Annotated in this window: 12 protein-coding genes; 5 read left to right on the forward strand and 7 right to left on the reverse strand. The window is 46.6% G+C overall.

Going from position 1 to position 14,415, the window contains the following annotated elements; translation table 11 throughout:
• Positions 1-363 precede the first annotated feature (363 nt).
• Both dnaK and grpE read right to left on the reverse strand, forming a co-directional pair.
• Entirely contained in the window at positions 364-2,361 is a 1,998-nt protein-coding gene (gene dnaK / locus CHA6605_RS26100) for a molecular chaperone DnaK (protein WP_015162375.1), read from the reverse strand.
• A gap of 144 nt (positions 2,362-2,505) precedes the next feature.
• Positions 2,506-3,267: a nucleotide exchange factor GrpE gene (grpE, locus tag CHA6605_RS26105; protein ID WP_015162376.1), complete on the reverse strand. Its 762-nt coding sequence runs from the start codon at positions 3,265-3,267 to the stop codon at positions 2,506-2,508.
• A gap of 544 nt (positions 3,268-3,811) precedes the next feature.
• On the opposite strand from grpE, the gene CHA6605_RS26110 reads away from it, so the two are divergent.
• From CHA6605_RS26110 to CHA6605_RS26125, 4 genes are all read left to right on the forward strand, one after another.
• Complete coding sequence (locus CHA6605_RS26110) at positions 3,812-5,803, forward strand: GspE/PulE family protein (protein WP_015162378.1); 1,992 nt, start codon at positions 3,812-3,814, stop codon at positions 5,801-5,803.
• Between the two features lie 144 nt (positions 5,804-5,947).
• Positions 5,948-7,051, forward strand: coding sequence for a type IV pilus twitching motility protein PilT (locus tag CHA6605_RS26115; protein WP_015162379.1), 1,104 nt, complete (start codon positions 5,948-5,950; stop codon positions 7,049-7,051).
• 147 nt (positions 7,052-7,198) lie between these two features.
• The gene (locus CHA6605_RS26120) at positions 7,199-8,425 is read left to right on the forward strand and encodes a type II secretion system F family protein (protein WP_015162380.1); all 1,227 of its coding nucleotides are present in this window, start codon (positions 7,199-7,201) and stop codon (positions 8,423-8,425) included.
• A gap of 307 nt (positions 8,426-8,732) precedes the next feature.
• Positions 8,733-9,311, forward strand: a complete 579-nt coding sequence (locus CHA6605_RS26125; protein WP_015162381.1) for a hypothetical protein — start codon at positions 8,733-8,735, stop codon at positions 9,309-9,311.
• Positions 9,312-9,345: 34 nt separating this feature from the next.
• Here the strand turns inward: CHA6605_RS26125 and CHA6605_RS26130 are convergent, their stop codons facing one another.
• A complete protein-coding gene (locus CHA6605_RS26130) occupies positions 9,346-10,104 on the reverse strand; it encodes an RNA methyltransferase (RefSeq protein WP_015162382.1) in 759 nt (252 codons plus the stop codon).
• 26 nt (positions 10,105-10,130) lie between these two features.
• Here CHA6605_RS26130 and CHA6605_RS33265 point away from each other — a divergent pair, with 26 nt between their 5' ends.
• Complete coding sequence (locus CHA6605_RS33265; RefSeq protein WP_015162383.1) at positions 10,131-10,274, forward strand: DUF2256 domain-containing protein; 144 nt, start codon at positions 10,131-10,133, stop codon at positions 10,272-10,274.
• A 132-nt stretch (positions 10,275-10,406) separates the two neighbouring features.
• Here the strand turns inward: CHA6605_RS33265 and folE are convergent, their stop codons facing one another.
• From folE to CHA6605_RS26150, 4 genes are all read right to left on the reverse strand, one after another.
• Positions 10,407-11,102 carry a GTP cyclohydrolase I FolE gene (gene folE / locus CHA6605_RS26135; protein WP_015162384.1) on the reverse strand — a complete coding sequence of 232 codons (696 nt, stop codon included), beginning with the start codon at positions 11,100-11,102 and terminating at the stop codon, positions 10,407-10,409.
• A 62-nt stretch (positions 11,103-11,164) separates the two neighbouring features.
• Positions 11,165-11,896, reverse strand: coding sequence for an SDR family oxidoreductase (locus CHA6605_RS26140; RefSeq protein WP_015162385.1), 732 nt, complete (start codon positions 11,894-11,896; stop codon positions 11,165-11,167).
• Positions 11,897-12,070: 174 nt separating this feature from the next.
• Complete coding sequence (locus CHA6605_RS26145; RefSeq protein ID WP_015162386.1) at positions 12,071-13,087, reverse strand: acetyl-CoA carboxylase carboxyltransferase subunit alpha; 1,017 nt, start codon at positions 13,085-13,087, stop codon at positions 12,071-12,073.
• 123 nt (positions 13,088-13,210) lie between these two features.
• On the reverse strand, positions 13,211-14,242 hold the full coding sequence (locus CHA6605_RS26150) for a long-chain acyl-[acyl-carrier-protein] reductase (protein WP_015162387.1): 1,032 nt from the start codon (positions 14,240-14,242) through the stop codon (positions 13,211-13,213).
• Positions 14,243-14,415 lie beyond the last annotated feature (173 nt).

The following is a 14,415-nucleotide window of genomic DNA, read 5'->3' on the forward strand; positions in this document are numbered from 1 at the left end:
GTGGAAAGTAAATATGAAAGTAGATTGGTATGCAGGTAAAAAATCAGTGGTCTTGCCTTGGCCGCGAGCATTTGTTTGACGATGTATTGCTAATGCAGCCATTCTCCTAAAGAAAAGTGCGTGCTGTTAGCTCAAATCTCGATCGACTGGTTACATTGCTAGCTAATGAGTTGACTGACTGCACTCACTCATTATTTTAGTAGTTTTATATCTTAATTTAACAATTCGATCTTTATTGTAAAGGAATCACGGCCTGTTGATGGAGTATTAACCGTAATTAGATTTTCTCTGTGCTTGGTTGTTAGGTATGGCTAAGCCGCTCGATTCAGAGGCTTACTGACATCTCGATCGCCGAGCGAGATGTTATTCGACTACTTCATAGTCGGTAGTTGCAGTTTCATCATCATAATCTAATGTCAGAGTACTAGATACTTTCTTCGCTGGTGGCGGTGGCGGTGGCGGTGGTGCGGCAGCACGACTGAGTGGTGCGTGCCGTTTGGGGGTACCGTTATTAGAATTGGGTGGAGTGGTACCAGAATTATTAGGGGTGGTACCTTGTTGGTAAACGGCAGCACCCATTGCAAAAATCTCTTGTTGGAGCTTATCGATCGCTTGTTGGACGTTTTCTAAGTTTGCTGAGGGTTCGAGCAGTAACATTTGCAGTTCTTTGGCTGTTGTCTCGGCTTGCTCGCGAAGACTATCGTTAATCAGATGACCGTTTTCCTTGACAGTCACGTCATAGGTATGGAACAGAGCATCAGCTTGGTTTTTGAGTTCCACCAATTGCAATCTGCGCCAGTCATCTTGAGCATAAGTCTCGGCCTCTTTCCGCATCCGCTCGATGTCAATGTTATTTAGGCCACCTGTATTGGTAATCGCCACAGTTTGTTCGCGTCCGGTGCCGCGATCTTGGGCTGAAACCTTCAGAATCCCGTTGACATCGATATCGAAGGAAACTTCAATTTTGGGCACGCCCCTAGGCGCGGGAGGGATGCCTGTGAGCAGAAATCTACCCAGACTCTTGTTATCTTTGGCCATCGCCCGTTCGCCCTGAAGGACATGGATTTCGACGGATGTTTGGCCGTCGGTGGCCGTCGAAAATTCTTGACCTTTACTCGTCGGAATTGTGGTATTGCGTTCGATGATTTTGGTAAACACTTCACCGAGGGTCTCGATTCCAAGCGATAAGGGGGTTACATCCAGCAGGAGAACATCTTTGACGTCGCCGCCAACTACCCCAGCTTGGACGGCGGCACCCATGGCTACAGCTTCATCGGGATTGACCGAGCGATCGAGTTCTTTACCGCCAAAGAAATCTTGAATAGCACGTTGGACGGCAGGAATCCGCGTCGAACCACCGACGAGTAAGATCCTGTCGATATCTTTAGTTTGCAAGTCGGCATCTTTGAGCGATCGCTGGACGGGTTCGAGGGTAGATTGGATCAGCGGCGCGACCATTTCCTCAAATTTAGTCCGAGTTAGCTCGATTTCCAAATGTTTGGGGCCTTGAGCGTCGGCAGCGATAAAGGGTAAGTTAATCGAAGTACTCATCATCGTCGAGAGTTCGATTTTAGCTTTTTCGGCGGCTTCGCGCAGACGCTGGAGAGCCATTTTGTCTTTGAGCAGATCGATCTTTTCGGTATTCCGGAAATGCTTGATCAACCAGCGGACGATTTCATTATCAAAATCATCGCCACCTAAATGGTTGTTACCAGAAGTTGCTTTGACTTCGTAGATCCCATTACCCAATTGCAGTACGGAGACATCAAATGTCCCCCCACCGAGATCGACAACCAGAATCTTTTGTTCGGTATCGGCTTTATCCAAGCCATAAGCCAGAGCCGCAGCGGTTGGCTCGTTAATAATTCGCAAAACTTCGAGTCCGGCGATCGTCCCGGCATCCTTGGTCGCTTGGCGTTGGGCATCGGTAAAATAGGCGGGTACCGTAATCACCACTTGCTCGATCGGTTGTCCTAAGAAATTTTGGGCATCCTTTTTGAGCTTTTGAAGGATCATCGCCGATACCTCTTGCGGGGTGTATGTACGTCCGCGAATCTGGACGTCAACGGTATTATCCCGACCCTTAATACAGGTGTAGGGAACGCGATTGCGTTCGGTTTCGGTGTCTTCCCACCGCCGACCGATAAAGCGTTTGATACTATATACGGTGTTTTCCGCATTCGTTACGCCTTGTCGTTTTGCCAATTGCCCGACTAATTGCTCGCCACCCTTGGCAAATCCAATGATACTTGGGGTGGTACGACCGCCCTCTGCATTAGAAATCACCACTGGAATCCCGCCTTCGAGGACGGAGACACAGCTATTAGTAGTACCAAGGTCGATGCCGATAACTTTTGCCATAAACTTGAGGCAATATTTTAAAAAGGATGGAAAAAGGGGGTGCTAGTTAGAAACTAGGGTTGGGAGAACTGTCTCAAACGACAGTAGCTGATGTCTGACATCAATAACTGCCGTTGGTGCAGTCGGTTGGGCGCGAAAATTGGTTTAATTATCAACTGAGCCGAAACTACTGGCATCTTCTGCTGATAACTGCTCTGGTGGAGCGGCTACTTTGACCAGGGAGTGTCGTAATATGCGATCGCCGAGGTAGTAACCGCGCTGAAGTTCTTCGATCACGGTGCCTTCGGGATGTTCTTCGGTCGGTTGGCGCATGACCGCTTCATGCAGATTGGGATCGAATTGTTGTCCTTCTGGACGCATCGGCGATACGCCAATCCGTTTGAGACTTTCGACTAATTGCTTGTAAACGCCTTGATAGCTTTTATGAATGCCCATTTCGCCCTCATTTTGAGGTTTGATTTGGGTTCTGGCTCGCTCGAAGTTGTCTACAACGCTTAAGAGTTCGACGAGCGTCGCTACTTTGGTTCGGACTTCGATGTCTTCCTTTTCCTTGCTATTGCGCTTGCGAAAGTTATCAAAATCGGCGGCAATCCGCAGATACTGACTCTGAAAAGCGTCTCGTTGATTGGAGACTTCTGCTAACTGAGTTTTCAGTGCCTGAAGTTCCGATTGAGATGTTGCCGCAGGTTCGGGTTCGACATTGGGGGTAGACCGCTCTACCGGAGAAGCTGCTGTAGCATCAGAAGCAGTCGTCTCGACGACTACTTCTGGAGTAGCAGTCGGTGCTGAGTCCGGAGTAGATGAATTTGCTGTTGTCACAGGTTGCGGTTCCTGATTTTCTGAGGGCATTTGCGATGAGATGGACTCATCATCTGTTCTAATTGGCGGTTGTGGGGTTTCGCTCATCGTTCATTAAATTCCAGTTAACAGACTGCTAGGCAATTTCGATGTTAGATTCTCCATTGAGCTGCTACGCGAACGAGTGTGTGCAAGCCAATGGTCGATCGATTGACATATATCTTAAATATATATCTTTCGGAGTGGCCGATTCATTAAATCTGCCTTTTGAGTATAAATCCGATCTGGTTCGATCGTTCAATATTTGTCGATGCGATTGTTGAGACAGTTAAAATTTATCGCTGGCAATCCGATCGATATAAGATGCACAACTCAAGTAGGATGCTCTCTCGATCATAATGCCCAACTTCTTAACACAAAATACCACTTCTGGTTTAAAAAGCTTCCAAATAAATAGAATTGGAGACGAGTATAGTCAAACTCTATCTGGTCGATCGAAACGATTTCACATCGGATCGATAGATTGAGTTCGACTGTGGGCATACTGTAAAGCTAAGGAGATATTTACAGTATCTATGCATTCATCTTCACGTCCCAACCGGATACCGATCGTCCGCAATGACTCTTCTCTTTTTGGCAACAACTAGCAGCCATGACTCAATTTTCATCCCCGAAACGGGCATTAATCGTCCGCAATGACTTTTCGCCATTTGGCAACAAGCTAATTCAAGCAGGCTATGTCAATGCCGAACAGCTCAAACAAGCATTGGTTGACAGTCGGGCCAACAATCACCCACTCACGGAGGTCTTGGAGTCCCTGACGGGTAAATCATTGCCTGCGGAGTTGCAGCAACAATATAAAAAACAACAGTTATTCGAGCTAAAAATCGTTTACGGTTTGAATGCGGTGGATATTGCCTCCGCCCAAATCGATAAAATTCAAGTTCGCGAATTAATTAATACTTTCATCTCGGCGGATAGTTGTCGGCAACTCAAACTGCTACCGATTGGCAAGCTCGAAGGAGATCCGCCGATCCTGACGGTTGCGATGATCAAGCCAGACGATCTCCAAGCCAAAAATGATTTAGATAAAATCCTGCGTCCCCACGGCATTGCTTGGCGCAGTGAGGTCATCGCGCCTGAAGATTATCAAAAACTCCTCGATGGTTACTTAGACGAGCGCATCCAGCAAGATGCCGCCGATAATTCTCAAAAAAATCTCAGCATTGAGATTGAGAACTTTGATACGCCTGAGCTAGGCAATGCCGAAGCCGAAATCGACGACGAGATCGACGTTCAAGGTGCCGAAGCCGCTCCGGTGGTCAAACTGGTCAATCAAATCCTAGCCAAAGGGCTGATGGAGAAAGTTTCGGATATTCACATCGAACCCCAAGAAGAAGGCTTGAGAGTGCGGTTTCGCAAAGATGGGGTGCTGCGGCAGAGTTTTCCAATGTTGCCCAAGCATATTATCCCGGCTGTCATCTCTCGCTTTAAAATCATTGCTGAATTAGATATCGCCGAGCGACGGTTGCCGCAAGATGGTCGGATTCGCCGGACTTTTGAAGGTCGCAAAGTAGACTTCCGCGTCAGTACCTTACCCAGCCGCTATGGGGAAAAGGTCTGTATGCGGATTTTGGATAACTCCTCGACGCAACTCGGCTTAGATAAACTCATCAGCGACTTGCCAACGCTAGAAATCGTCCGCGAGATGGGCAGTCGTCCATTTGGCTTGATTCTGGTTACTGGGCCGACTGGTTCGGGTAAATCTACCACTCTATACTCACTCTTGGCCGAACGTAACGACCCTGGTGTCAATATTAGTACGGCAGAAGACCCGATCGAGTATGCCCTGCCCGGTATCAACCAGGTGCAGGTAATTCGCGAAAAAGGGATGAACTTTGCCTCGATCTTGCGAGCCTTTATGCGGCAAGATCCCGACATTATTCTGGTGGGAGAAACCCGCGACCAAGAGACAGCGAAAACTTCCATGGAAGCCGCATTGACAGGTCACATGGTCATGACAACATTACACACCAATGATGCCGCAGGCTCGATCGCGCGGCTAGATGAAATGGGTGTCGAACCGTTCATGGTATCTGCGGCTCTGGTCGGCGTCGTCGCTCAACGACTACTGCGCAGAGTTTGCGTCGAATGTCGCTGTGCTTATACACCTAGCCGCGAAGAATTGGCTCGATTTGGTTTATCTGCTTCGGGAGAATCAGTCATTACTTTCTACAAAGCCAACGAACTGTCCAATGACTCGATCGAATCTGCCAAAGCCGCCGGAACTCTTTGTAAAAACTGTAATGGAATCGGCTATCGCGGTCGAGTCGGTGTCTACGAAGTCATGCAAATTACCGACGAGCTAGCTAGCCTGATCAACCAGCGCGCACCTTCAGCTTTGATTAAAGAAACCGCTGTTCAGCAAGGAATGAAGACGCTGCTAGCTTACAGTCTCCAGATGGTTCAAGAAGGAATGACCACATTAGCCGAAGTAGAACGAGTCACTTTCACTGACTCTGGCTTAGAAGCCGAACTCAAAGCTAAACGTAAAACCACTCTAGTCTGCGCCACCTGCTCGGCAGAACTCAAGCCGGAATGGTTGGATTGTCCCTACTGTATGACGCCGAGATTTAGTGATTAGGGATGAGGCTTTAGGTTTCAGGGCTTATAAGATGCTTGCGTCTCGGTCATCTTTAAAGCCTAGGTCCTGACCTAAAGCAACACCCAAAGTCTAAAGCCCAGATCCAGACCTAAAGCCTAACACCTAAACATAAAGCCTAAACTTATGTCCGAATTAATGATCGAAGACCTAATGGAGCGACTGGTCGAAATGGGTGGCTCCGATATGCACATTCAGGCAGGCGCGCCTGTCTACTTTCGCGTCAGCGGCAAACTAGCACCTGTTGGCGAAGAACCGCTCAGTCCCCAAGAGTGTCAAAAACTGATATTCAGTATGCTCAATAATACTCAACGCAAGGAGCTAGAGCAGACGTGGGAAATCGATTGCTCTTATGGAGTCAAAGGCTTGGCGCGGTTTCGGGTCAACGTCTATAAAGAACGCGGTTGTTATGCCGCTTGTTTGCGGGCACTATCTTCTAAAATCCCCAACTTCGATCAGATGGGTTTGCCGGAAATCGTCAGGGAAATGAGCGGTCGTCCCAGAGGATTAATTTTGGTAACTGGGCCGACTGGTTCTGGCAAAACTACCACGATGGCGGCCATGATCGATCTGATCAACCGCACTCGCGCCGAGCACATTTTAACGATCGAGGATCCGGTCGAGTATGTCTTTCCCAATATCAAAAGCCTCGTTCACCAGCGTCAAAAAGGTGAGGATACCAAAAGTTTCTCCAATGCCCTTAGAGCGGCATTACGGGAAGATCCAGACGTGATCTTGGTAGGAGAATTACGGGACTTGGAAACGATTAGTTTGGCAATTAGTGCTGCTGAAACCGGACACTTAGTTATGGGTACACTGCACACCAGCTCAGCCGCACAAACAATCGATCGGATGCTAGATGTGTTTCCTCCCGAACAACAACCTCAAATCCGCGCGCAGTTATCGAATTCCTTGGTGGCGGTCTTCAGTCAATCTCTCGTCCAAAAGAAAAAACCCAAACCGGGTGAGTACGGACGAGTGTTGGTACAAGAAATCATGATTGTCACGCCCGCCATCTCCAACCTAATTCGTGAAGGTAAAACCGCTCAAATCTATAGCGCGATTCAAACAGGAGCGAAATTAGGGATGAACACAATGGAATCGATCCTCGCCAAACATATCCGCGAAGGCACTATTTCCTTTGAAGCTGGCATCTCCAAATCTTCCCGGCCAGACGAACTCCAACGTCTAATTGGAGCTACACCAATGGCAGCGACAAATGGTCGGTAATTAGGCTTTAGGTTTTAGGCTTTAGGCTTTAGCGAATCTGCGTAAAGCAGCTATTCTGCTAACCCTTAAACCCTAAACTCTACCACGACATCTAACACCTAATACCTAATATTCAACACCTAACACTTAATACCTAAACATAAATTTATGCCAACTTTTATAGCTGAAGTCCGCGATGCTCAAGGTAATGTCAAACAAGAAAAAGTTGAAGCACAAACTGTAGATTCTGCACGCAAAAAGCTCAAGCAAAAATATCAATTCATTCAAAATATTAGACCTACTAGATCTTTTGATATCACTAAGATTGACTTCCAAGACATCGAAGCAGCCATAAATCCTGTGACTGTTAGGGATAAAGCGGTATTCTCCCGCCAATTTGCCGCGATGGTCAATGCTGGTGTAGCAATGGTGAGATGCCTGACAGTTCTTTCCGAACAGTGTGGCAACCCCAAATTGCGCAAAGTTCTCGCTCAAATTAGTACGGACGTTCAACAAGGGATCAACCTTTCTGATGCGATGCGCCGACATCCAGACTGTTTCGATACTTTATATGTCAGTATGGTACAAGCTGGCGAAGTCGGTGGGGTACTCGATGAAGTTCTCAATCGTCTGGCTAAAGTATTAGAAGATATGTCTCGCCTCAAAAACCAAGTTAAAGGTGCAATGGCTTATCCAGTAGCGGTTGGGATTTTAGCAATTTTAGTCTTCTTGGGGATGACGATTTTCTTAATCCCAGTATTTGCTAATATCTTTAAAGGTTTAGGGACAGAGTTACCTGGTTTAACTTTATTTATGTTAGGTGTGAGTGGTATCTTAACTAGTTGGATGGTCTTGATTCCGATCGTGGTCATTGGTGGATTAATTTTTGCCTATAATCAGTATTACAAAACCAAGATTGGTAAACTAACAATGGATCGGTTTTTCTTGAAAATGCCCATTATTGGCGACTTAAATGAAAAATCTGCAACAGCACGATTCTGTCGAATCTTCGGTACTTTAACTCGCTCGGGTGTACCAATTTTAAACTCGCTCGACATCGTCCGCGATACTGCTGGCAATCAAGTAATTTCTAATGCGATCGAGAAGTCTAAGATTGAAGTTCAACAAGGAGGAATGTTAAGTAATGCTCTGATGCGTGAAAAAGTTTTCCCACCTTTAGCGATTCAAATGATCAGTATCGGTGAAGAAACTGGAGAATTGGATACAATGATGATGAAAGTTGCTGACTTCTATGAAGATGAAGTCGAGCAAGCTGTTAAGGCTCTCACTAGCGTCCTCGAACCAATTATGATGGTGTTCCTCGCGGGGATGGTTGCGGTAATCTTGCTTTCGATGTATTTACCAATGTTCAAAGTATTCGAGAAACTTGGCTAATAGATTCAAAATATGTTCTAAAACGATCTAGGTAGAGTAGTGGGATTCATTACTCTACCTAACTATTAGATAGGCACGAGCGGAACCAGTTCAAAAATAATATAATTTTCGTCAATTCTAATTAGTGTAAATATCTTGGCATTCATAAGTAGGTAGGCGCAATTTTTTGTAAAATAGATTTTGCCTGAAACCTAGCTGTTGGGCAGTGCCCACCCTACGCGATATCTTATATTTAATTACGCCCATCTACTTAACACATTTAAAATTCGCAATTCAAAACTCAATCATTAATTAATAATTAGCTTGCATGTCTATTAAAAAATCAGATTACGAACAAGTATTATCTCAATATAGCAATCATACAGAAGCGATCGAATTGCTCAAACAGTATCGTCCGTATCTAGAAATGATTCCAAGTATCAGGCGATCGGAAGAAAGTCTAATTACCATGCCTTTACCTGTAGTCCAACTGCGCAAGGTGACAATCGGACAACAATTAAATCAGTTTTCGCCGATTACGGCTACTTCCAAAACGATCTTATTACCCTGCGATCTTGCTTATCTAATGTGCGATCCAGAGTGGAAAATTAAGATGGGTGGCGAGATTATTATCTTCATCCATCGCCCGGAAGAAGATCTTTCCGATCTACTCGCTCGGTGGCGACAGACACAAGTATTATTAGACCACGACTATGAATGGGTCATGCCGCAATATTATCGGCATATTATCTGTGAAAGTGGCGAATATCTCTATCCATTATTCGTACTATTTCCGCAAACACCCGAGCATATTCAAAAAGGACTGATCGGGGCACATTTGCCAGTTGTGACTACACCTATTCTGCAAATGCCTCAAGCTGAATTAACATCATCCGATCGAGCTTAGGGTCAATAAACGGATCGGGCGATCTTTCGATCGATTATGTTTTGGTTTCTCCTCGATCGATCGCCCATTGTACTTGTCTGAGCATACCGCGCAATAAGGCTACTTCATTTGGTGAAAGCTGGCTGCGATTATAGAGACGGCGTAACTTTTCCATTCGTGGTGCAGCGGTATGAGGAAACAAATAGCCAATTTTTAATAATAATGTCTCTAATTGCTGATAATAACCTTCTAACAATTCAACAGGCGCGACATCGGCTGGTTGCGGAATTGGAACGCAAACAGTCGGCAAATTAGCATCGATCTGACTCGCACACATTTGGATTTCGTAAGCACAAATTCCCACCGCTTGCGCTAAATTGAGCGAACTATATTCCGAGCCAACTGGAATCCGAATGTAACGGGTAGCATAATTTAATTCGGTATTCGTCAAACCACTATCTTCGCGTCCAAAAATTAGTGCTGTAGGTTCGGTACGATCGACCAACCAGGGTAGAGCTTGTCTGGGTGTCTCTAATTGAGTCGGGATACCTCGATCTCTAGCTGTCGTCGCAATGACTCGCGTACAGCCTGCTAAAGCGGTAATTAGATCGGGAACGATCCGTGCGGCTTGTAATAGATCGATCGCATGTACGGCCATCATACTGGCTTCCTCGCCCTTAGCTTCACACCGAGGATTGACAATTACTAGTTGTGTCAAACCCATATTCTTCATCACCCGCGAGATCGAGCCGATATTTCGGGCACCTGCTGGCTCTACTAAGACAATCCGAATATGATTAAGAGAGATACTCACCGTACATTTATTTACCAATAACTGTCATGCCACGCCATCGATCGAAAGCCGATCTACCTACCAAAGTCTGTCCCGTGTGTAACCTCCCTTTCACTTGGCGCAAGAAGTGGGAAGCTAATTGGGATGAAGTGAAATATTGTTCCGAGCGATGCCGGAGACGGAGGGGGTAGGCTTTAGGCTTTAGGCTTTAGGTTTGAGGTTCTAGAACGCAAGCGTTCTTCTTATATTTAATCTCTAACTTCTTGCTTTTTAGCCTAATCCCTAAAGCCCAAAACTAACACATCAGCCCAAAAGCCTAAAGCCTAAAATGCTCCTGGCTGATGGCGAATCAGATTGAGAAATTCTTCTCTGGTGCGTTGATCTTCTTGGAATACACCTAACATGGCACTAGTAACCGTCCAAGAACCAGGTTTTTGGACACCACGCATCACCATACACATGTGGCTGGCTTCCATTACTACCGCCACACCTTTGGGTTCTAACACTGCTTGGAGTGCTTCTGCGACTTGACGGGTGAGTCTTTCTTGAACTTGCATCCGGCGGGAATACATGTCCACAATGCGGGCGAGCTTGCTCAAACCGACGACTTTTTGGTTAGGAATGTATGCAACATGCGCCCTGCCCATGAAGGGTAACATGTGGTGTTCGCACATGCTAAAAAAGTTGATATCACGAACCAAGACCATCTCATTGTGACCTTCATCAAAAATGGCACCATTGATGATGTCTTCTAAAGACTGATTGTAGCCACTAGTCAGAAATCGCATCGATTCAGCGACTCGTTTGGGAGTTTTGAGCAACCCTTCGCGTTCTGGATCTTCGCCTACTCCGAGGATAATCTGCCTTACCGAAGCCATCATATCTTCGAGGCTCACTTCTTCAGGATCGTGAATTTTAACTGGCTCACCGTTGTGGGTATTGCGATCGGGTCTAGAATCAATCTTACCAACCCGCTCGTTGCCAGTGGAATTACTACCTTGGGGAGATGAAATAGTCATGTTTTGTCTGAATAGATGTAGAAATAAAGGGAATGAAACTGAGTTGGTAGATAATGGATTGGCTAAAGTGCTCCACCACTGGGCATGATTGTCAGTTCTTCAACTACCGCCCCTGCTGGTGCGAGAACGGCGTACAAGATGCCTTCGGCAACCATTTCGGGAGTCAACATGGCAGATCGATCGAAGTCGGCATGGACGGTATCTGTGTCCCAGATGGGAGTATTCACCGATCCAGGACAGACCGCGCTGACGCGAATGCCATGCCCACGCTCTTCTTGGGCGATCGCTTTTGTCAGTGCCATCAAGCCAAATTTACTCACTGAGTATAAACCCCAGTCGGGAAATACTTGCTTGCTAGCGATCGAAGAAATATTGACAATAACACCGGATTTCTGACGGCGCAGGTGTGGCAAAATTCCTTGAATGCACTGGAAGACGCTAGTTAAGTTGAGATCGATGACTCGCTGCCAATCGGCTAGCGGTGTGTCTCCGATCGCTCCGGTGTAACCCATGCCCGCATTATTGATGAGGATGTCTAAATTATCAGAGTCTGCGGCGATCTCAGCAATCTGTGTGGCTACGCGATCGAGTTGTGATAAATCTACTACGTAGGTTTTCGCGCTCGCACCGACAGCGATGGCGGCTTCGGCGACGGCGGTTAACTTATCTGGAGATCGTCCCACCAATGCTAGATTTATCCCTGCTTTTGCAAAAGCTAGAGCGGTGGCTTTGCCAATGCCACTACTTGCGCCTGTAATTAATGCCGTTCGATTAGTTGTTGCGATCGGATTCATCTAGTCCAGGAAATTTGCCCAGTGTCGAGCAAGATGTAAAGTTTTATTACGAGATAATTATAACATCGATATTCGCAATCCTAAATATTAGCGATTCCACAGCAATGATTTTTGGGGATCGCTCGTGATGTAATATTTAAGTACTAGGGGATCGAGCGATCGTCGATCTGATAATTATCCTTCAGTAAACATCCCCATCTGTCGGAATTTATCGTATCTAAGCGATCGCAGTTCGGCTGATGGCAATAATTGCAGTTGTTGTAAATTCTTTAAAATCGCATCTTTGAGCACTTCTGCCGCCCGAACCGAATCAGCGTGCGCCCCACCCAGAGGTTCTGGTAGAATTTGGTCGAGAATGCCCAAATTTTTTAAATCCTTAGCCGTAATTTTAAGAGCTTCGGCAGCTTGAGAATTAATTCTCATCGCCTCGGCAGCTTGAGCGGATGCTGGCACAGATTTAACCGCATCTTTCCAGAGAATTGAGGCACAAGCTTCGGGACTAGCTACATAATAAACCGCGTGCTCGAACATCATCAATCGATCGCTCACGCCAATTCCTAAGGCTCCACCCGAACCACCCTCACCAATTACCGTACAAATAATCGGCACATCGAGGCGAAACATCTCGCGCAAATTATACGCGATCGCTTCTCCCTGTCCCAATTCTTCGGCCTCCAGCCCCGCCCAAGCCCCCGGAGTATCGATAAAACTCAGAATCGGCATTCCAAACCGATTGGCATGTTCCATCAGCCGCATGGCCTTTCGATAGCCACCTGGAGCAGCCATTCCAAAATTCCTCGCGACATTATCCTTAGTATCGCGCCCCTTCTGATGACCCAATAATACTACCGGAATACCAGCTAACTTACCCACACCGCCAACTAAAGCCGGATCGTCTTTACCGCGACGATCTCCATGTAACTCAATCCACTCATCGCAAATTGCTTGAATATAGTCGAGCGTACTAGGGCGACGCGGATGTCGCGCTAATTGTAGGCGTTGCGCTGGTGTAAGGCTACTAAAAATTTCATCGCGCAATTGCACGTATTTAGTCTCCAACTGTCGAATTTGACTAGAAATATCGACGCTGCTTTCCTCAGCAAGTTCGCGAATTCGCTCGATCCGTTCTTGCAATTCTGCCAACGGTTTTTCAAATTCTAATAAAAAGGGCTTTTTTTCGGTACCAGCCATTGCAAGGGAGAGGGGAGTGGGGGAGTGGGGGAGTGGGGGAGTGGGAGAGTGGGGGAGTGGGATCGTTCATCCACAATCCAAAATCCCCTAAAGCCTGAAGCCTAAAGCCTAAAGCCTAATTCCCTACCCGCCAACAAATGATAATAGCGGACGAAAGCCGTGCTTGAGGGATGCTTGACCGATTTGTTCCATTTTCTCGATCGTAATTTGATTGCGACCCCAAGAAAAACTCGTGTGCAATTTTTCAAACTCTAGTAGCATGGCTTCGGCGAAGCAGGCAAATAATTGACGGGCGGGGGCATCCATATTGACGATATTCATGATTTTCCAGTCGATGTCTAGCGAATGCTCGACAATACCACCGTTCATTACATATACGCCTGGAGCTTGAATTTTGGTGCCCAAATTTTTGGGATAACCGCCATCGATGAGCAAACAGGGCTGTTTCAAAGTAGCCGCATCGATTTCGACACCCTTGGGCATACTTGCCACCCAGACGACGATATCCGCCTGCGGCAATGCTTCCTCCAGACTGACAATCTTGCCGCGTCCTAGCTCGGATTGGAGGTTCTGGAGGCGTTCTTGATTGCGAGCGACTAAGAGTAGATCCGCGCTCTGAGTTCGTTTGTCTAGCCACCGACAGACAGCACTGCCAATATCGCCCGTCGCACCGACGACAGCGACGGTAGCTTTGCTCAGGTCGATTCCGAGTTTTGTAGCTCCTTCTTCGACTTGCCGACAGATAATATAGGCTGTATGGGTATTGCCAGTGGTAAATCTGTCGAAATCTAATTCGACGTTGCGAACTTGTTTATTTTGTTGCAAATCGAACTCTTCAAAAATAATCGAAGAAAATCCACCTAAAGCGGTGATCTGAATGCCTTGTTTTTGGGCATGTGCCATGGCATTGAGGATTTTCCGAATTGCGGCTTTGATGCGGCGAGTTGCCAACATTTCGGGCAAGAAGCAAGATTCGATATAATAACCTTCAATTTGTTGCCCCGTAACACTCGTGACGGTAATATGGTCTACTGTCTGTGGTGGGGCACTGCACCAGAAGTCCAGCCCTTGGTCGGCATATTCTGGAAAGCCTAAGTCCTGAGCGACGGCTTGGGCATGTTCTAAGCTGGTGAGGTGACCGATAAGACCAAACATGAAGATTTTGCTAGTTGTGCCTGTTGAGCGGAGTTGGGGAGCTTTCAATTTACGTTGGCAGTTGATGACAGGGAATCAAACTCCTGGTATTTATTAAATGACAGCACTATTTTAATCGCTCCTTTTACACAATAGTACAAAATTGGGACTAGGGATCGCTTATTGGGGAATTA

Source organism: Chamaesiphon minutus PCC 6605, assembly GCF_000317145.1.
Taxonomy (GTDB): Bacteria; Cyanobacteriota; Cyanobacteriia; order Cyanobacteriales; family Chamaesiphonaceae; genus Chamaesiphon; species Chamaesiphon minutus.

Bases quoted from the DNA above. Each gene is read 5' to 3' on its own strand.
- CHA6605_RS26125 (WP_015162381.1), top strand. From the start codon at position 8,733: ATGTCTATTAAAAAATCAGATTACGAACAAGTATTATCTCAATATAGC.
- CHA6605_RS26115 (WP_015162379.1), top strand. From the start codon at position 5,948: ATGTCCGAATTAATGATCGAAGACCTAATGGAGCGACTGGTCGAAATG.
- CHA6605_RS26140 (WP_015162385.1), bottom strand. From the start codon at position 11,896: ATGAATCCGATCGCAACAACTAATCGAACGGCATTAATTACAGGCGCA.
- CHA6605_RS26150 (WP_015162387.1), bottom strand. From the start codon at position 14,242: ATGTTTGGTCTTATCGGTCACCTCACCAGCTTAGAACATGCCCAAGCC.
- CHA6605_RS33265 (WP_015162383.1), top strand. From the start codon at position 10,131: ATGCCACGCCATCGATCGAAAGCCGATCTACCTACCAAAGTCTGTCCC.
- CHA6605_RS26145 (WP_015162386.1), bottom strand. From the start codon at position 13,087: ATGGCTGGTACCGAAAAAAAGCCCTTTTTATTAGAATTTGAAAAACCG.
- folE (WP_015162384.1), bottom strand. From the start codon at position 11,102: ATGACTATTTCATCTCCCCAAGGTAGTAATTCCACTGGCAACGAGCGG.
- grpE (WP_015162376.1), bottom strand. From the start codon at position 3,267: ATGAGCGAAACCCCACAACCGCCAATTAGAACAGATGATGAGTCCATC.
- dnaK (WP_015162375.1), bottom strand. From the start codon at position 2,361: ATGGCAAAAGTTATCGGCATCGACCTTGGTACTACTAATAGCTGTGTC.
- CHA6605_RS26120 (WP_015162380.1), top strand. From the start codon at position 7,199: ATGCCAACTTTTATAGCTGAAGTCCGCGATGCTCAAGGTAATGTCAAA.
- CHA6605_RS26110 (WP_015162378.1), top strand. From the start codon at position 3,812: ATGACTCAATTTTCATCCCCGAAACGGGCATTAATCGTCCGCAATGAC.